Origin of the sequence: Paracoccus aerius, from assembly GCF_014656455.1 — a bacterium.
GTDB classification, from domain to species: Bacteria; Pseudomonadota; Alphaproteobacteria; order Rhodobacterales; family Rhodobacteraceae; genus Paracoccus; species Paracoccus aerius.
Genome location: NZ_BNCL01000036.1, coordinates 1 through 16,319, shown reverse-complemented (window position 1 = coordinate 16,319; position 16,319 = coordinate 1). Strand labels below are relative to the sequence as shown.

Below are 16,319 nucleotides of genomic sequence, written 5' to 3'. Positions count from 1 at the left end.
GCTACCGCCGACCGGTCGGATGATCGTGGAACAGCTGGTCGGATGTTGCTGGAATAAACGGTCGGATGCCGTGGAATACGCACTTCGGCACTATCATGTGTGAAATGGCCGTGCGGGATCAGCTGGATGGATCCTTTCGGCGGCAGTTCAAGAACAGCTGCATGAATACCAGCTTGGACCTCAGTTACTCCCGTTTGTCCGCGGATTTACCCGTGCACGGCGTCTGACGGAACTGAGCGCCTGCGAAGGGGTGGGGAGAGGAGACGCCGAAGAGCGGAATTGCCAGGCGAGATGTCTTCTCAGATAAGCGACAAGAACTCGAAAACACAACTCAATGCCACTCGGCTAATGGAGTGGTTATGGCACAAATCGCGGCACCCGGTTGAGCCTTCTTCTGCGCAACGAACAAGCGGCCCGCAGGGCTGAACAAAGAAGAAGTCAGCGCCATTCTCGCGCAGTAAATTTACCACTCGGAGAATTTTAGGCGCGAAGAAATACGCTGTTCATTGTTAAAGCCGCTCATCCTTCACAAGCTCCGCAATGTGCGCCTCAAGATAGTCCTGCATGGACATACCTCGACGCAGCAGCCAGATCTTGAACTTTGCGTGCGTCTCCGGATCCAAGCCGAAGCTCGGCCGGGCCTCTGTCGCTGTGCGCGCTTTCGGAGGCCGACCGCGCTTAGACGGAGTCGGTGCGGACGCCGGTGGTGGCGTCTCCCCTGCCCCGCGCTGTTCCACGCCCTTGATCGGTACGGCCTCGGCACTTGGATCAATCATGCCGGCGAACGAGAAGCTGCCTTTCTTAGCCATCAAGCAGCCCTTTAACATAGGCCCACAGGTCGCGCGCCTCCTCGGCGGCTTTCGGGTCACTCGCCTCTGTCACCCCCTGCCCCGTCGCGGCGGTCTCAGCATAGATCACGCGCATGGCAGAGTTTACCGGCGCCAACTTGCCATATTGTGCCAGCGTACGTGCCGCCTCGTCTGTAACGCGCGCACGAGGGGTCTGGGACAGAAGGAAGGCGAAGTCGGATCCTGCCTCACGCGCGGCGCGCAGGGTAGCTCCCACGGCGCGGAGGTCGTGCGGAGAAGGGCGAACGGGGATCAACACCAGGTCAGCAGCTGCCATGACGTTGGAAAGCCAGTCAGCCGCGGCAGGCGGCGTGTCGATCACCAAGAGGTCAAAGTGCTTGGCCAAGGCGGGGAGGGCGGCCTTGACTTGATCAGGTGCGGGGTCGCTGTCAGGCATCTGTGGCCACTCGGCGTCGCGCCCATCCCACCACCCGCGCAAGCTGCGCTGTGGGTCCAAGTCGACCATAGCCACCCGTTGTCCGTCCTGTGAGGCTGCTACCGCCAAGTTGATCGCTGTCGTAGTCTTGCCTGCGCCGCCCTTCTGTGAGGCGATTACGATTGACTTCATTTCTGCATTTTCCCCTCGCACAATTTTCCGCGCGCTAAATTCTACGCTCGGAAGCTTTGCCATTTGACCGCGTGGGCCATTGACCGCTTCGCCAATTCTCGGTGACTTGAATTTTCCACTCGCAGAATTCTAGGCGTGTCCGCGCGTCCAAGTCGCCGCATCTTCAATTTTCCGCTTCGAGAATTTCCGGAGCGCTAAATTCGCCACGCACAGCGGCATAGGCTCGCTTTTGCGCTTCTGGGCCTTTGATTGCCCAAGCAACCTTGATCGCACCAACCTTCCGCCCAACCTTTACCGGCTCAAACGCAGCGTGAAATTCAGCCAGCCGGTTTACTTCATCAAAGGCAGGCTGGATCGCGAACTTGAGCAGGTTAGAATAGGTGTTGAGCTTGCCCGGCTCAACACCAAGCATGCTGCGGAACTGATCGATGGTGAACGTCTCCGACCGGACGTAGGACAGCCGCGCACGCTTGGCGACGATCTCATAGAGGGCGAGGGCGTACTTGCTCGATACCGCATGGATCACGTCGAGCTGCAGCTTGGCGAAGATCTGGCTATCGCGCAGCAGCTCGACCAGCAGTGGGTCAAACTCATAAGTGAGATAGCCGCGGTCATTCCGGCGGTCGGCGATTGTGGTGCGGCCGAGGAGGGGCACCAGCTCGACCCGATCGGCGGCGCGGATGGTGACGATGGTCCGCATCAGCGATTTGATTGCCTGCGCCAGGCGCTCATTGCCCGCGTGGGAGAACTTGAGCGCGGAGAGGGGGATAGTGAACCGTTGGTGCGGTACGGCCATGTCCGGACCGTGGGCATTGTGCAGCAGCAGGTTATAAGCACGCCGCGCATTGAGCGTCAGCTTCTCTGCACCATCGACTTCGACCAGCTCGGCGGGCTTTAGCATCTCGCCGCCATAGGGCCGCAAGTCGAGCATCGAAACCGTAGTTTTTGGGTCGATTTGCATTCTTCAAACCGTAGCTGCCAGCCGGGGCAGTAACTACGGTTTGGTTGCTCAGGTCAAATGAAAGCGAAACCCGTAGTTTTTGGGTCGATTGTGCCTGCCCAGAAGGGCAAGGGGCCTTTTCGACCCAATTTCTACGGGATCTAGACCCGTTTTCTACGGTTTCGAGACGAACTCCGACCCGTTTTCTACGGGCTTCCGACCCATAAACTACGGACCGCTTGGATTAATATTTAAAAAACAGTAAGTTAGAGGTAACAGAAGAAGAAGAAAGAGAAGAAAGAAGATTCCGAAATAAGGGACACGCTACACGGCCCCTAAAACGCAAAGAGACCGACCATCAGTTTTAGCCGACAGGGCTGAATACTGAGACTAAAGCAAGGCTATACTTGGCAACCCACGTATTGAAGGCAGACAGTAGGCGTAGGATCATACCTTCTGGCACCAGGCTCCATAGGTGAAGCTTCAATTCAGCGGGTTTTGATCCCACTTCCCTTGGTAGGCCTTGCTCTCGCGATACCGATTGAGCTTGGCCCTAAGGGGGCTGCGGTTGCCAACCAGGAGCAGGAGCTCATCAGGCTTCATACCCATGATCTGTTCTGCCGTCATAAGCTTCTGGCGCTGCTCGGCGTAAGACAGATCGCCCCTGCCGGTGAGGCTGCGATCCTCCTTGATCTGCTGAGAATAGATGGTGCCTTCGCCGAGATGGCGGGCAGCCCAATCTGCGGTCTCGATGTCATTGAGATTGAAGAGGCGCTTGGTGATGCAGGAGCCGAAGATGCTGCGGGCATCGTTCTGGCCGTAGGCTTCCACCACCTGACCGGTGTCCTGGGTCACGAAGAGAGCCTCAAAGCCCACCCCGGCAGCCACGTTGGCGATGTTCATGATCTGCTCCATGCGACCCATGCGCACGAACTCGTCAAGGGCCAGAAGGATCGGCGCCTTGACCTTGCGCCGGCCGTCCTGGCGAACGACCAAGCCCAGCACGAGGTTGATAAACAGGCGCATGAACACCGCCTGCTTGTCGATCTGATCGAGCGGCACGGCGATGAAGAGATCGATCCTGTCGTCGAGCAGATCCTCCATGCGGAAGCTGGAGCGCTTCAAGAAGTGGCGCATGGCATCCGACTGCATCCAGGCAAAGGCCTTGGCGATCGAGGTCTGGATGCTGCCGCGTTCGCGGTCTCCGGCGCGAAGAATGGTGGCGGCGATCTGGGCGGGCCGGTGCCCGACCAGATCGGCATTCTCGGCCCAGGCTTGGAGGGTGTCATCTAGGTCAGGGGCCAGCAGAAGATCCGCCACCCTGACAAGGGTACGGTGCTCCGGCTCTTCCTGGGTGACGACAACCTCGATGGCGCCGGCCACCAGTTCGCGGGCCATTTCCGCGAAATGGGCGCCATCACCCTTTTCCGGACGCACCAGGCCATCGGCCAGAAGCGGGATGTCGCGGGACAGCTCATGGGGGCGGATGTAGTCGAGCGGATTAAATTGATCGGCAGAGTCTTCGATGACCCCGAAGGGGTTCAGCACCACCACCTGCCTGCCCAGGCTTTGCCGATGGCGCCGGGTGACGGCGAAGTTCTCGCCCTTGATGTCGAGAACGACCACCGGGCCCTGATGATCGAGGATGGCCGGGATTACCGCACCGACGCCCTTGCCACCGCGGGTGCCCGCAACAACCAGGTGATGGCCGCCGCGCCAGCCTTTGGCGTCATCCTTGGCATAGCGCAGCAGCTTGCCGTTATGGAGCGCCAGTGGCATGCCGGTCTTGTTGCGGGCCAGGCGGGCAATGTCGCGCGGCTCCATCCAGCCGGCCCGCCAGGGACCGGAGCGCGATTGGCGGTTGCGGCGGAAGCGTGGATCGAAGGCGGCCCGCAGCGGCGTGATGACAGCCAAGGCGATCACCACGAGCCCAACACCCCCACCAATCAGGACGGCTTGCTGATGGTCTTCGGGAAAGCGTCCAAAGCCCTTGAACGTCTCCCAGACGCTGCGGGGCAGGGGCACACCCACTGCGGTCCAGGACCGGTAGGTATCCGAGAGCGCCTGCAGAGCCGCCTGGAGCGGCCACAGGGCAAGCAGGGCCGCTCCGGCAAGACAGACCCATGCCGCGATCTTCCAAGGCGCTCTGCGGCCCTCTGATGCGTTCCCCAGCGTGTCGAGGATGGCAGCCCCCGCCAGCAGCGGGATGGCATAAAGGGTCAGCGGATAGATCGACAGCATCTGCGGCAGGCCCCAAAAGGCCAAACCCGCGATCAGGACCGTCCCAATCATCAGGATCCAGTGGCGGGGCTCCAGGACAAGGTTCATGACGGTCCTCCGGTGTCTTCGGGAAACAGGCGCTGCCAGAGCCCGCGCTTGCCATCACGGTCGGTCAAGCGGCCTGGCAGTTCACGGCGCACGAAGTCCTGCAGGGCAGGATCATCCCTCAGCCGTTCATAGAGCAGCGAGCCGAGCAGCCATGTGATGCGGTTGTCGTTCTTGCGATCAGTCTCCCGCTGGCGGGCGTTGATGGTCTGCATCCGGGCCTCCAGCTGAGCCGTCTTCCGGGCCAGCTCTTCCAGGCGGGTGAGGGGATCAGGGTGAGCGGGCATCCCGGCACCTCCAGTTCTGATGAACGCAACCGTAGCGGGTAAGACAGCTGTTGAAAAGTTTTAAATGCGCGCTTATACATTGCTAAAGCAATGTGTGCGTCCTCATGGGGCTACGCCCCGCGCCGGACGGCTTCCCCCAATGCGGCCTTGCCGCATCACGAGGGCCTCCCGCCCTCGCACTCCCGGCCAGCGGAACAGCCGCTGGACCCTGTTTGTGAAAGGCAGCGTCGGCGTGGCGATCTATCATCTCAGCGCCAAGGTGATCGGCCGGAAGGGCGGGCGCTCCTGCGTTGCCGCTGCCGCTTACCGGGCCGGTGGGCGGCTGCGGGACGAGCGCCAGGGGATCGAGCATGACTACAGCCGTAAGGGCGGTGTCGTGCATGCCGAGATCCTGGCACCGGAAAATGTGCCGGACTGGATGCGCGATCGGGACCGGCTTTGGAATGCCGTTGAGGCTGTGGAGCGGCGCAAGGATGCGCAGCTTGCCCGGGAGATCGAGGTTGCCCTTCCCCGCGAGCTGGACCGGGGGGAGCGGCTGGAGCTCTTGCGCGGCTTTGTGCAGCGGCAGTTCGTCGATCGCGGGATGATTGCCGATCTTGCTGTTCATGAAGGACGCGCGCGGGATGGGCATGGACAGCCGCATGCCCATGTGATGCTGACGCTGCGCGAACTGACCGGCGACGGCTTTGGCAAGAAGGACCGGTCCTGGAACGAGCCTGAGTTGCTGATGGGCTGGCGGGAAGCCTGGGCACGGGATGCGAATGCTGCCCTGGAGCGGGCAGGGCGCTCGGAGCGGATCGATCATCGATCGCTTCCCGTGCAGCGCGCGGAGGTGGAGCGGCAGGCCACGCGGGCGCGGGACGCCGGGCAGGAGGAACGCGCGCGCCAGTTGGAGGTCAAGGTCGTCGAGCTCTCGCGCGAGCCTGAGCCGAAGATCGGACCTGCGGCCAATGCCCTGGAGAAGCGCGGGATCGAGACCGAGCGCGGCAATGCCTTCCGGGCGGCCCAAGCCCGGAATGCGGAGCGGCGCGAGTGGGGCTGGCGACAGTTGGAGTTGCGGTTCGAGCTGGCCGAACGGGGCCGGGCCTTTGTGGCGGCGGCACGCGAACGGATCGGACAGCTTTGGCAGCGCGCCGAGGCCGCGATGGAGAAAATCAGGGAGAGGGTGATGGGCCAGATGGAGCGGTCAGACCGGTCGGCTGACAGAGAGGCACGGCGCGCCGCCGTGCTGGGACGTGGCGGCGCCGAGGTGCAGCGCCAGGACCAGGACATCAGCCGAGAGCGGCCGGCGCCAGTCGAGCTTGACCCCGGACGCCGCGATGCCATCCTGGGGCGGCATAGAGATAAAGGGCAGGAACGGCAGTCTAGCCCCGGACGAGATCGCGAGAGGGAGCGATAACATGGCCATTCGATTTGGGTTTCCGCGGCGCATGCCTTGGGTCACGGCTAACGGCAGGTCCTACAAAGATGTTCACTTTGCTTTTGTGATTGGAGCCGTGGAGGTGGGGGATATGGGGGTCTTCAATCCGAAGGCTCATCAGGTGACCTGGATGAAGGGCGGGACCGCGACGTGCCATGGCTATCCTGCTGGAGAGCAGGGCAAGGTTGACCTGCTGATGAAGTATCTGGAGGCCGAGGACGATCAGACCCGCGATAGGCTCAGACCCGACATCTATGACGCCTTGACCTACATCACGGACCAGATGCCCGGGCGGGTGATCGATGTTCAGGGGTCAAAAGGTGCTCCGACGTTTGTGGTCCTCGAGGAAATGGGGTGGACTGAGTACGAACTGACCGAAGCAAGGGCGACGCGCGTCTAGATGTGAAGAAAAGCCTGGAGAGGTCAGCGCGAACTCCATCAGCGAAAGCGACCTTGAGGGCGGTTGACCAACCTTCCGGGAACCATTCCCAAGCGCTTGGGTTTATGCTAGGCATAGTGCCATGCCAACCGTTCTTCGTTTCGATGGCCTGCGGGTCGTGATTTATCCAGATGACCACCGTCCTGCGCATGTTCATGTCATCGGAGCAGAAGGGGAGGCCGTGTTCATCCTGAACTGCCCGGATGGTCCCCCAGTCCTTCGGGAGACCTACGGGTTCTCTCGCCGGGCGGTCTCACGCATCGAAAAAGAGCTTGCCAAGCACCTGTCCACCCTTTGCCCAATATGGAGCAACATTCATGGAGATTTCTGAACAAGACTTCACCGCAGCCATCGCCCGTGGCGAGCAGATCCGGCAAGGAGGCTATGCTGTTGCGGTTGACTATGATGCCCATCAGAGACGCCTTGTCGTCGAGCTGAGCAATGGCGTTACGGTCATGGTGCCCGTGCACTTGCTGGAAGGTTTGGCCGAGGCTCAGGACAGTGATCTGGCCGAGATCGAAATCACCCCTGCAGGGCTTGGACTGCACTGGCCAAAGCTGGACGCTGACGTTTACGTGCCTGCCCTCATGCAAGGAGTCTTTGGCACAAAGCGTTGGATAGCGGCTCAGCTCGGTGCTTCGGGGGGAAAGGCTTCGACGCCGGCCAAAGCCTCGGCAGCGAGAGCAAACGGCGCAAAAGGCGGACGTCCTCGCAAACACGCCTGATCGCTGTCCGCCGGAATGCTCTAAGTGCTTCCTACTTTACGACACGAAGGTGATGATTGTTCTTCGGAACGGAATACCAAGCCCGCAGCTCTTCCTCCGAGAAATGCAGAGTAGCAGTCCTCATGAATTGTCCAGTTCAGCCCACGTCGCTTGCATAGTCCCAGTCTTGGCTCTTGAGTTGCCCAGTCTGCTGGAAATATTTCACGTGGTTTAGGAATTCAACAAAGTCGGCGTTCTCGGATGCGATCCGGTTCGCGCTATTCCAGTCTACGGTGGTTCGCTCGCGAGCCGGGATCAGGATTTCGCTTTCCGACGGATTGTCGGCATTCACCTTGATGACGCCCACTCCGTGAGTGCCGGCCAGGACCCGGAGTTCCGCCAAGGTGTCCCCATGAATCTCCGAGGTCACCAGATAGGGGAAGTTCGCCCAGGAGGAATTGCTGACGGCCTGGAAATAGGATTGACGGACATTCGAGCGGTTCAGGAGCACCTTGACTTCAAAGGAATAGAGCTTCGACCGGGGGTCGGAATAAGCCTTGGCACAGTCGATGACCTCGGCGGACCAATCCGCGGTCAGGTTCTCAATGCCCACCACGTCCGGAAACAGCCACTTGTTGCCCTCAGGACCACGGCTGTTACGGGAGCGCTTTTCATCAATCCTCTTTGACGAAATGCGCAGCTCGGAGAATAGGAACTGGGAGAGAAGCGGATAAAGCTCTGCTTCCATCGGCTTTCGCGGCACAGGCAATACGGCTGTGGGATCATCGAACCTGAGTGGTGCAGTCACGGGTTTCCCCTCTTCGACAGCCTGAACATCGGCATCATCCGAGCTCGTCGAATAGAAGTATTTCCGCGGCCTCTCTTCGGTGGATTTGATGCCAAACCGACGTTCGAGATGTTGCCGCTGGGCGCCGATCTCGGCCACGATCTGCTGGATTAACCCTTCGTAGCTGTCGAGCGGCTGTACGACAGCGCGGCTGCGCTGGCGCTTCGCTTCACAGGCTTCCGGATGCCGCTCGTAAACTTTCACGGCGATCTCGCGCGCGGTCAGGCGATCACCCTGCAACTCCTGCAGAACTGGCGGCACGAACCGGGTGATCGAAAATTTTTCCATGACACGCGCCTCCTGCCTTTTCCGAGCACGAGCTTTTTCATCTCAACTGGTTATAATCAACTAGCAACTTCTCAGGGCTGCGTAGATCATGCGTCAGGGGAGCAGGATGGCCAGATCGCTCTCCCTGTGCTTGGTATGCATCTTTTCAGCAAGAAGAACCCATGAGCCTTAGTCAAACTCAGATCATCAGGTCGCTCGGCGAAGCTCTGCAGTGGTTCGAGAAGGAATTGGCGTGGGGCGCACAAATTGCTGAACTGCGTCATCTCACAGGTAGGATCGGTGAACTTTACACTGCCATGATCACACGTGGACAGATGGCCAAGGCAGTCAATCAGGTCGGCTATGATGTCGTTTCGGCCGAGGGCGAGAAGATATCGGTCAAGACGATCACCTCATCAACTCATGTCAGCTTCAACGCCAGTACGCTGCAACACGCCACCCGCGTGATGATCCTTCAGATCGAGGTTGAAGAGAATGAGCCGTCAATCCGCGAGCTTTTCAACTGCACGATTGAAGAACTGCGTCCTCTGCTTCGTGAATCAAACGGATCTCTTCGACTTCTGATGAACCACCGATCCGTTGCGCTTGCCCGAACGTCCTCTTACCCGATCGAAGACCTCAAGGAGGTGGCAGGGTCCACCTGGAAGCATCTGCGGGTCATCCAACTTGAGAATGGAACGATCCTAGTGAAGGAAGGTGAGCAGACACTTCCTCAGGCTCTGCCTGTTCTTCGTGAAATTGCCCGCGACATCGGAGTGGATGTGTTGAACGCGATGAGCAATCCGAAAAATACAAGAACGCTCGGTTCCGACATCATCAAGGCGTTGGGCTGACAGGTACAGGTTGTCTACGAAATCAACAACTAAAGGTTGCAATCTGGCTGGACAGGAGCGAGGCGGTATCGCCTACTTCGTGGCGCAACCCAGTTTCACGAGAACCGGTCCATGGCCCGCCAGAAGATCAAACCAGCCTATATTTCAGCCAACGGAAGTTTGACGACAGTCCTTTCTCAGGCTGCCTTTCTTGAAAACGACATCCAGACACTCGTTCACCAGCACCCTGACATCCTGCCGCTGCATGAGATTGATCCGGCGTTCGCGGGTGCGGTCAGCATTTGCTGTGAGCTCTCGACACCCGCCGGCCGCATCGACAATCTGCTGCTGACGCCGGCGGGGCTGCCGGTCGTTGTGGAATGCAAGCTCTGGCGCAATCCACAGGCCCGGCGGGAGGTAGTAGGCCAGGTTTTGGAATATGCGCGGGAGCTTTCTCGCTTCACCAGCGCGGACCTCCAGCGTGAAGCATCGAAGAAAGGGGTAACCTCTCTTTTCGAGCACGTCCGCCAGCATCATCCCGACATAGACGAGGTCTCCTTTCACGATACGCTGACCCGGAGCCTTGCACGCGGTCGGTTCCTGCTCCTCATTGTCGGTGACGGGATCACCGCCAATGTCGAAGCCATCTTCGAACAGCTCTCTTCAAACGGTTCGCTCCACTTTTCATTCGGCTTGGTCGAATTGCCGATTTTCACTCTCCCAGATGGCGCACGCTTGGCTGTGCCACGGGTCGTCGCTCGGACGGGTGTGGAAATTCGCAAGGTCGTGGACCTTCCCAACGGAATGGTGCTTGAGGACGGTGCCGACAGTGATGACGACGACATTGATGACCAGGGTGTCATCAGTGCGCGCCGGGCGAGCCGCGCGGCAGGGCAGGAAGAACGGACGAGGTTCTGGACCGAGTTTTTGGAGAAGCTGACGCTCGATGATCCTGAGCAGCCACGACCCAAAGCGGGCTCCCGAGGATCGCTCACCTTCACGCTTCCCGTGCCGGGTTACAATTCCTGGCTCACAGCCTGGCGCATGCCAAGTTCTGGGGAGGTCGGCGTCTTCCTGTCGTTCCGAGCTGGATCAGTAGGCCAGCGCGTGGCGCAATCTCTGGTCGATAGTTCGGGAGACCGGATCCTGGCCGAGCTCGGAGGGACGGCAAGCATCGGAGACAAGGATGGTACCCCTGTGTTCAGGGACAGGCGGTTCTTCGGCGATCTCACAAATCCTGAGGTGGGTAGCGCTGCCAGAGCTTGGCTTGCCGAGCGGGTTAACCGCTTCGTCAATGTCCTTCGACCTGCTGTGAGATCAGCGGCGGCCGACTTGGAAGAGGAATAGAACAAACATGCGCGACACCTTACGTCGAATTTGTGAGCTGCAGCCTTACTACTCGTCCAAAAATACTCCTGAAATGCAGGAACGTGGCCGCTTAGTGCGCCAGGTGCTCACAGAGGACATAAGGGCTCTTCGGGTATTGTTATCTGCAGCGCTTGGGGAATTTGGGCATGACATCCTTGTCGAAGGATCAGATGGGATTGGGCGCAAAACTGAGCTTGCCTGGACGCGGTTCTGTTCAGAAGAAATGTCGCCGCGGCCCACCGACGGCTTCTACGTTGTCTTGCACTTTTCAACCGATGGATCGGGCGTAAATATTGCAGTCGGATGTAGCTCGTCCAAGTTCCACAATGGCTATTCGGTTGTTCTGCCGCCGAACGAGCTTGATAATCGCTGTGAATGGGCGAGAAGAGTCGTTCTGGAAGATCGCGGTAGTCTAGAGCCTTTTACCGATCCAAGTGATTTTGGTGCCAGGGCCAAGCTTCCACAGTCTTTCGAGCGCGCATCTGCGCTCGTGAAGAAGGTTGCCTATGCGGACATCGAGGATGATGTCATGGAGCGGCATCTCATCGAAGCAGCCGAAATGCTACGCGCCATTTATGCCGCGCAACGCCAGGGCAGAGAACTTTCCCCGGCTGACCAAACTGAGCTGGAAATACTCGATATCACACGTCCGGCCGCAAATATTCGCAAAGGACAGGGTTTTGGGCTCAATGCAAAAGAGCGTAAAGCCGTTGAAATGCGGGCAATGGGCATCGCCGAGGATTGGCTATGTTTGCAAGGCTATAAATTAAACAACACGGCGGCGACCATGCCATACGATTTTGAGGCGAAAAAAGGCGGTGACCTGCTTTATGTTGAGGTGAAGGGCACAACCAGCGATACAGCAGACGCCATCGTTATGACCCATGGGGAAGTCGCGCTTCATCAGCGTGAGAAAGGCCGAACGGCGCTGATGATCGTTACAGGCATACGTCTTAAGAAGGACGACAAGCAGCCAGAAGCCTCTGGTGGAACCCTGGAGGCACTTATCGGCTGGGATATAGACAAGTGGCTCTTGGAGCCGACAGCATTTCGCGTATCACGCAGCCATCTGGTTTAGAATCTGCTTGCGTGCTGACCAGGTATGTTAATCCCTCACCCAAACATGGCCAGTTGCTGCGGCTCGACCCAATAGCCGCGTTGCCGCTTGCGGGCTTCCAGAGCCAGCAAGGCGGCCATAGCCTGCTCATAGGTGGCAAAACAGTCCAGGCGGATCCGGCCGCCCCGCCCGATGCGTCCCCATTCCCGGTAGAGCGTCCATTCGCCAAACAGATTGGGCAGCACAGCCAACCGGTAGAAGCGGGCCACATTCTTTGCGGGAACATGCTTTTCAAGGTAGGTCTGCATGGGCCTCAGAGGTGATACTTGCGGGCGATTTCCAGAGCTTCGGCCTGTTCAGTGCCGATATAGTCCTTGGTACTCTCGATGCTGGCATGACCGAGCAGAAGCTGAGCAGCCCGCAGGTTGCCGGTCTGCTGGTGGATGTAGGTCGGAAACGTCCGCCGCAGAGAGTGGAGGCCATAGAGGGCCGGATCTAGGCGGGCCTTTTCCAGCCAGGATTTGAACAGCCGCCAGAGCTGGCTTTCGCTGAGATGGCTCTGCGACCATCTCACGCCCTGTCCGGTGAACAGCCAGGCATGCAGCGGCTTCTCGGCATCTGCCAGGTAAGCCCGCAGGCTGTCTCGGGTTGCCGGCGACAGCCGTGCCTGAACGGGCCGGGCATTCCGCTTTTCGGTCTTCTTCTGGCGGATCTCGACAATCTCGCGAATGCTGGTGGGGGTGGCCACATCCGAGACCCGCAGGCGCACCAGGTCAGATCCGCGAAAGCTGGTATCGACCGCGATGTTGAAGAGCGCCACATCGCGCAGCGCGCGATCCTGGCGCAGAAGCAGCCGGATCAACACCACCTGGTCCGGCGTGAGCGGAGGCTTCTTGCCCACCACCTTCCCCTTGTTCCAGACCGCTCCCGGTTTCTCCATGATCACCCAGTTCGCTTGCACGCTATTCCTAGCATTATGTCCAGAACCTCGCATGAGGAAAGGCCATCCTGTGAAGGCGGCGCATAAACTCCAGCGTTTGTTGATCCCGCCAGAAGGATGCCATGCGTGCTTCTAATAAAAAGCTCGCGTCAATGCGTTCATCGTCACCATTTCGAGAGCATCATCACTCGGCATGGGCGATCAGCAACTGGTTCTGCTGCCCGCATCAGGCGATTGCCAGGCGGACACCTGCCGCGGCAATCAGATTAATATCTGAACTTAAGCAGATTCAGCGTAAACGTTAGCTGAATAGCGCCTATTGCTCAGCTTGATGGCTTGAAGTTCCAAGGCAGCAGATCGTCGAGTCGGCCTTGCGGGTGACCGTTGGTGATGGCCTGCAGGGTTGCATTAAGGTAGACGTCGAGCTCGATGCCGTTGATCTTGCAGGTCTCGGGCAGCGATGCGATGCGGCCCAAAGCGATGCCGCCTTCGTCGTGGCCTGCGAAGAGTGCATGCTTGCGATTTAGGACAACAGGGCGGACGAGATTTTCGATCTAATTAGAGGCGATTTCGACGTGACCGTCCGCCAGGAGGGTTTGCAACCCGTCCCAATGATTGTGGATATACGAAAGCTTCAGGATGCACGTCGGAAGGTGAGGAAAAGAATACGCGTACGATTCAGCTGGATCAATATATTATTCACTTTTCCCTCCGCGAGCAACCCTCCACTTTGCTAACAAAGTCGGTAATGAAGATTGCAAGACTGCCTACGCCATCAGTATGTAGTTTGAAATTCTTGAACCTCAGATGCTGCGAAATTGCCTCATATGCCTGAGCATCCTTTCTGAAATCTCTATTTCCAACTTGGCGAACTAAATGAGAAAACGAATTTTTCTTCTTATCAGCTCCATAAACACAAAGTAAAATCCAAGATTCGATACTATGGACACAGACAGCAAATATTATTTTTTCGCCAAACCTATTTAGTAGGTCGGCGCCCACCTTCCTCTTCAGTATATCGATAGTTTCGCGTACGAGCGTTTCGTCGTCTTTGTCGCAACCTCCAGGAGATAAGTCTAAGGCGAAGTTAGGATGGTCCCCGCAGTCAGTGTCGATTTGGATGATTGCATAGTCGTTGGCTTGTACAGCGTCGATGAAGCGAGTTTCACAGTATTCGAAAACCAGCTCCCACCCTCCATGTGGAGCTGTATGTTGATGCGTAGCATCACGAACAGGCTGCGCATAAACAAACTCAGGCTCCTCCTCAAAATCAACACACTGGAAAATCAGTTCTTCAAGAAAAACCTGATCAGTGATGCCCTCGGAAACTATAGCAATGGTTTTCATCAGAATCCCTTAGGCAGACCACCAAGCAATCCCCTAATATACAGCTCAGACAGCCTGGTTGTCTCAACGGCCTCAGGTTTATCAAAGGACCTAACTCTAGTTTTTCCTTTACGATCTCTCGAAACTACAAAAAGCTTCTGCTCAGGATCAGTGAGATCCAATCCATCTAAAATTGCAGGATTGTGAGTAGTTAATATCGCCTGCTTGTTGTTTATCTTTGATAATTTATTGATGCTTACCATTAGCTCTTGGCAAAGTTTGGGATTTAGAGAGGCGTCAATATTGTCTATAGCAAAAAATCTAGGAGTCAGTTTTGATGTAAAAAGTGAAAAATAGAATGCTGCAAATAGAAAGCCTTCGTTCGCGCTTCGCTGGTCCATCCATCCAAAGTTAGGGTCGAGAAAGCGATCCCTTAACTTGAAGGGATTTTGAGCATCTTCAGAGTCGACTTTTAAATCGGAAAACCATGTAAAAAGAGAAAGCGCATTTTTAATTTGCGTGAAATCCTCTTCTTCTTTCTCAGCTAAAGTGGCCAAGAATTGGAGCAATCCTTCTCCGTTTACACCAAGCGGTACAATCTGCCCCTCTGATTGCAACGATCTTAGTGCAGTGTTCTCGGGTGAAAATATAACGAATCGTCCAAACTCCTCCCGCGCCAATTTTTTTCTTGCTTCATAGAACTCTTCTTCTTCATCGTTTAGATCTACTTTTATAGATATTTTACCACTTTTGTTTTTCTCAAACGTAGATTTTTTTGAATTTATAGAATTAACCATTGCTTGGATAACTCTCAAATTTCGTTTTTCAACGTCCGAAATGTTACTATCTTCTTCATTTATACCAAAGGCAACCCTAAGAAGACTTTCAAACTTATTTAAATCTATTTCTGAAAAACTTAGAACATTCGAAGATTCGTCGATCTCACTGATCTTCCAGCTAGCATAGGGTCGATCATCGCTCGATATGCTAAAGTCATATTCATTCTTTACACCTTCGTGAGAATTTAGCGTCAGCGAGAATTTTATGTCTTTATCAGAATTATATTTATCAAATGCTGATCTCATCAGATCAGGACGTGATACTCTAATGCCCCGCGCAGAAAGAAACTCATTGTCTATTTTTTCTGCAGCTGCCGCAGCGGCGAAAGCAACGGCTTCTAGAATGTTGCTCTTTCCAGCTCCATTCTCACCAATGAAGACATTTACCCTCCCCAACGGCAGATTTAGTTTTTCGATAGATTTAAAGTTTTCGACGCGAATTTCTTCTACGAGTTTCAGCACTTTGAGTATCTACCATTTCATCATTTTTGGCGCAGCCTTCAGCCTACGTACTAGCGCTTACTTGACTACTTATCTAGCTGTTAATTGGATTTTGAGGTGCTTCCCATTTCTTGGACAGGATCCCTCGTTTTTTAATGTCTGATTGCGCTGCTCCCCAACCTTGGACCGCCGGATGCTGGGGTTTTCGGCTCGGTCATGGCGACGGGCTGGCTGCGTCGCCTGGATAATGCAGCGTGAACGGGACCTTGTACCCGATCGCGCTGTGGGGTCGGTCTTCGTTGTAGTGCCTACGCCAATCCTCCAGCTTTTCCCGGGCATCTGCAAGGCTCATGAACCAGTGCGCGTTCAGGCACTCTGAGCGGAGCTTGCTGTTGAACGCCTCGATGAAGCCGTTGTCCGTCGGCTTGCCGGGTCGTGAGAAGTCGAGGGTGACGCCATTGGCATAGGCCCACTGGACCTGCACCGCTTCTGTTCCGGTCAGGTGCTCATGTTAAGCGGCCCTCTGCTCGAAGGCCACGGGTGATTTCCAGCCGAGGGCTGAGTGTTTGCGGCGCGGGTTGTAGAAGCCATTGATGTATTCGAAGAGGGCGATCTCGACGTCGCGTCGGGTGTGCCATTCGCGCCTCCAGACCAGTTCGGCCTTCAGGGACTTGAAGAAGCTCTCGACGGCCGAGTTATCATAGCAGTTGCCCTTGCCGCTCATTGATACCTTGAACCCGTTTTTGCGGAGAAGTTTCTGGTAGTCATGGGCGCTGTATTGCGCGCCGCGGACGCCCTTCTGTTTGTCAAGCGGCAATGCGAGTGCGGTTGATGTCCTGCTGTCGGCGCATGATGATACCGAAGACCTCG

18 protein-coding genes and 2 pseudogenes are annotated in these 16,319 nt (G+C 56.9%); 7 read left to right on the top strand and 13 right to left on the bottom strand.

What is annotated here, in order from left to right; translation table 11 throughout:
- Positions 1-509 precede the first annotated feature (509 nt).
- From IE224_RS19360 to IE224_RS19340, 5 genes are all read right to left on the bottom strand, one after another.
- Complete coding sequence (locus IE224_RS19360; protein WP_191312987.1) at positions 510-809, bottom strand: hypothetical protein; 300 nt, start codon at positions 807-809, stop codon at positions 510-512.
- Positions 802-1,416: an AAA family ATPase gene (locus IE224_RS19355; RefSeq protein WP_191312985.1), complete on the bottom strand. Its 615-nt coding sequence runs from the start codon at positions 1,414-1,416 to the stop codon at positions 802-804. The genes IE224_RS19360 and IE224_RS19355 overlap by 8 nt, the downstream gene beginning before the upstream one ends.
- A 163-nt stretch (positions 1,417-1,579) precedes the next feature.
- On the bottom strand, positions 1,580-2,377 hold the full coding sequence (locus IE224_RS19350; RefSeq protein ID WP_191312983.1) for a replication initiation protein: 798 nt from the start codon (positions 2,375-2,377) through the stop codon (positions 1,580-1,582).
- A gap of 462 nt (positions 2,378-2,839) precedes the next feature.
- Positions 2,840-4,684, bottom strand: coding sequence for a type IV secretory system conjugative DNA transfer family protein (locus IE224_RS19345; protein WP_191312981.1), 1,845 nt, complete (start codon positions 4,682-4,684; stop codon positions 2,840-2,842).
- Positions 4,681-4,896: a hypothetical protein gene (locus tag IE224_RS19340; RefSeq protein ID WP_202380336.1), complete on the bottom strand. Its 216-nt coding sequence runs from the start codon at positions 4,894-4,896 to the stop codon at positions 4,681-4,683. Before IE224_RS19340 ends, IE224_RS19345 begins: the two co-directional genes overlap by 4 nt.
- A 304-nt stretch (positions 4,897-5,200) precedes the next feature.
- On the opposite strand from IE224_RS19340, the gene mobQ reads away from it, so the two are divergent.
- The 4 genes from mobQ to IE224_RS19320 all read left to right on the top strand — a co-directional run bounded on the left by mobQ (position 5,201) and on the right by IE224_RS19320 (position 7,552).
- Positions 5,201-6,367, top strand: a complete 1,167-nt coding sequence (mobQ, locus tag IE224_RS19335) for a MobQ family relaxase (RefSeq protein ID WP_191312979.1) — start codon at positions 5,201-5,203, stop codon at positions 6,365-6,367.
- Between the two features lies 1 nt (position 6,368).
- A complete protein-coding gene (locus tag IE224_RS19330) occupies positions 6,369-6,788 on the top strand; it encodes a hypothetical protein (protein WP_191312976.1) in 420 nt (139 codons plus the stop codon).
- Positions 6,789-6,909: 121 nt separating this feature from the next.
- The gene (locus tag IE224_RS21460; protein WP_191312975.1) at positions 6,910-7,158 is read left to right on the top strand and encodes a DUF4160 domain-containing protein; all 249 of its coding nucleotides are present in this window, start codon (positions 6,910-6,912) and stop codon (positions 7,156-7,158) included.
- Entirely contained in the window at positions 7,145-7,552 is a 408-nt protein-coding gene (locus tag IE224_RS19320) for a DUF2442 domain-containing protein (protein ID WP_191312973.1), read from the top strand. The genes IE224_RS21460 and IE224_RS19320 overlap by 14 nt, the downstream gene beginning before the upstream one ends.
- 136 nt (positions 7,553-7,688) lie before the next feature.
- Here IE224_RS19320 and IE224_RS19315 read toward each other — a convergent pair whose 3' ends face one another.
- A complete protein-coding gene (locus IE224_RS19315) occupies positions 7,689-8,666 on the bottom strand; it encodes a COG2958 family protein (RefSeq protein ID WP_191312971.1) in 978 nt (325 codons plus the stop codon).
- A 161-nt stretch (positions 8,667-8,827) separates the two neighbouring features.
- Here IE224_RS19315 and IE224_RS19310 point away from each other — a divergent pair, with 161 nt between their 5' ends.
- The 3 genes from IE224_RS19310 (at position 8,828) to IE224_RS19300 (ending at position 11,924) form a co-directional block, all read left to right on the top strand.
- Positions 8,828-9,499 carry a DUF6998 domain-containing protein gene (locus IE224_RS19310; protein WP_191312969.1) on the top strand — a complete coding sequence of 224 codons (672 nt, stop codon included), beginning with the start codon at positions 8,828-8,830 and terminating at the stop codon, positions 9,497-9,499.
- A 111-nt stretch (positions 9,500-9,610) separates the two neighbouring features.
- Entirely contained in the window at positions 9,611-10,825 is a 1,215-nt protein-coding gene (locus tag IE224_RS19305; protein ID WP_202380338.1) for a PDDEXK family nuclease, read from the top strand.
- Positions 10,826-10,832: 7 nt separating this feature from the next.
- The gene (locus IE224_RS19300) at positions 10,833-11,924 is read left to right on the top strand and encodes an MrcB family domain-containing protein (RefSeq protein ID WP_191312967.1); all 1,092 of its coding nucleotides are present in this window, start codon (positions 10,833-10,835) and stop codon (positions 11,922-11,924) included.
- Between the two features lie 35 nt (positions 11,925-11,959).
- On the opposite strand, the gene IE224_RS19295 is transcribed toward IE224_RS19300, so the two are convergent.
- The 7 genes and pseudogenes from IE224_RS19295 to IE224_RS19265 all read right to left on the bottom strand — a co-directional run.
- Positions 11,960-12,211 (bottom strand): WGR domain-containing protein, encoded by a 252-nt coding sequence (locus IE224_RS19295; RefSeq protein ID WP_191312964.1) that lies wholly within the window; start codon positions 12,209-12,211, stop codon positions 11,960-11,962.
- Positions 12,212-12,216: 5 nt separating this feature from the next.
- Complete coding sequence (locus tag IE224_RS19290) at positions 12,217-12,843, bottom strand: tyrosine-type recombinase/integrase (protein WP_229849473.1); 627 nt, start codon at positions 12,841-12,843, stop codon at positions 12,217-12,219.
- A 323-nt stretch (positions 12,844-13,166) separates the two neighbouring features.
- A pseudogene (locus IE224_RS21525) lies at positions 13,167-13,478 on the bottom strand (transposase domain-containing protein); the annotation flags it as partial.
- A 64-nt stretch (positions 13,479-13,542) separates the two neighbouring features.
- Positions 13,543-14,190 (bottom strand): hypothetical protein, encoded by a 648-nt coding sequence (locus IE224_RS19280; protein WP_191312960.1) that lies wholly within the window; start codon positions 14,188-14,190, stop codon positions 13,543-13,545.
- On the bottom strand, positions 14,190-15,470 hold the full coding sequence (locus tag IE224_RS19275; protein ID WP_191312958.1) for an AAA family ATPase: 1,281 nt from the start codon (positions 15,468-15,470) through the stop codon (positions 14,190-14,192). Before IE224_RS19275 ends, IE224_RS19280 begins: the two co-directional genes overlap by 1 nt.
- Positions 15,471-15,663: 193 nt before the next feature.
- A pseudogene (locus tag IE224_RS19270) lies at positions 15,664-15,924 on the bottom strand (integrase core domain-containing protein); the annotation flags it as partial.
- 36 nt (positions 15,925-15,960) lie between these two features.
- Positions 15,961-16,319, bottom strand: a 359-nt coding sequence (locus IE224_RS19265) for an IS3 family transposase (RefSeq protein WP_229849471.1), incomplete at its 5' end; no start/stop codon positions are given.

Excerpts from the sequence above, each read along its gene's own strand:
- IE224_RS19315 (WP_191312971.1), bottom strand. The coding sequence starts at position 8,666 with ATGGAAAAATTTTCGATCACCCGGTTCGTGCCGCCAGTTCTGCAGGAG.
- IE224_RS21460 (WP_191312975.1), top strand. The coding sequence starts at position 6,910 with ATGCCAACCGTTCTTCGTTTCGATGGCCTGCGGGTCGTGATTTATCCA.
- IE224_RS19330 (WP_191312976.1), top strand. The coding sequence starts at position 6,369 with ATGGCCATTCGATTTGGGTTTCCGCGGCGCATGCCTTGGGTCACGGCT.
- IE224_RS19360 (WP_191312987.1), bottom strand. The coding sequence starts at position 809 with ATGGCTAAGAAAGGCAGCTTCTCGTTCGCCGGCATGATTGATCCAAGT.
- IE224_RS19305 (WP_202380338.1), top strand. The coding sequence starts at position 9,611 with ATGGCCCGCCAGAAGATCAAACCAGCCTATATTTCAGCCAACGGAAGT.
- IE224_RS19345 (WP_191312981.1), bottom strand. The coding sequence starts at position 4,684 with ATGAACCTTGTCCTGGAGCCCCGCCACTGGATCCTGATGATTGGGACG.
- IE224_RS19295 (WP_191312964.1), bottom strand. The coding sequence starts at position 12,211 with ATGCAGACCTACCTTGAAAAGCATGTTCCCGCAAAGAATGTGGCCCGC.
- IE224_RS19280 (WP_191312960.1), bottom strand. The coding sequence starts at position 14,190 with ATGAAAACCATTGCTATAGTTTCCGAGGGCATCACTGATCAGGTTTTT.
- IE224_RS19300 (WP_191312967.1), top strand. The coding sequence starts at position 10,833 with ATGCGCGACACCTTACGTCGAATTTGTGAGCTGCAGCCTTACTACTCG.
- IE224_RS19320 (WP_191312973.1), top strand. The coding sequence starts at position 7,145 with ATGGAGATTTCTGAACAAGACTTCACCGCAGCCATCGCCCGTGGCGAG.
- IE224_RS19350 (WP_191312983.1), bottom strand. The coding sequence starts at position 2,377 with ATGCAAATCGACCCAAAAACTACGGTTTCGATGCTCGACTTGCGGCCC.
- IE224_RS19310 (WP_191312969.1), top strand. The coding sequence starts at position 8,828 with ATGAGCCTTAGTCAAACTCAGATCATCAGGTCGCTCGGCGAAGCTCTG.
- IE224_RS19290 (WP_229849473.1), bottom strand. The coding sequence starts at position 12,843 with ATGGAGAAACCGGGAGCGGTCTGGAACAAGGGGAAGGTGGTGGGCAAG.
- IE224_RS19340 (WP_202380336.1), bottom strand. The coding sequence starts at position 4,896 with ATGCAGACCATCAACGCCCGCCAGCGGGAGACTGATCGCAAGAACGAC.
- IE224_RS19355 (WP_191312985.1), bottom strand. The coding sequence starts at position 1,416 with ATGAAGTCAATCGTAATCGCCTCACAGAAGGGCGGCGCAGGCAAGACT.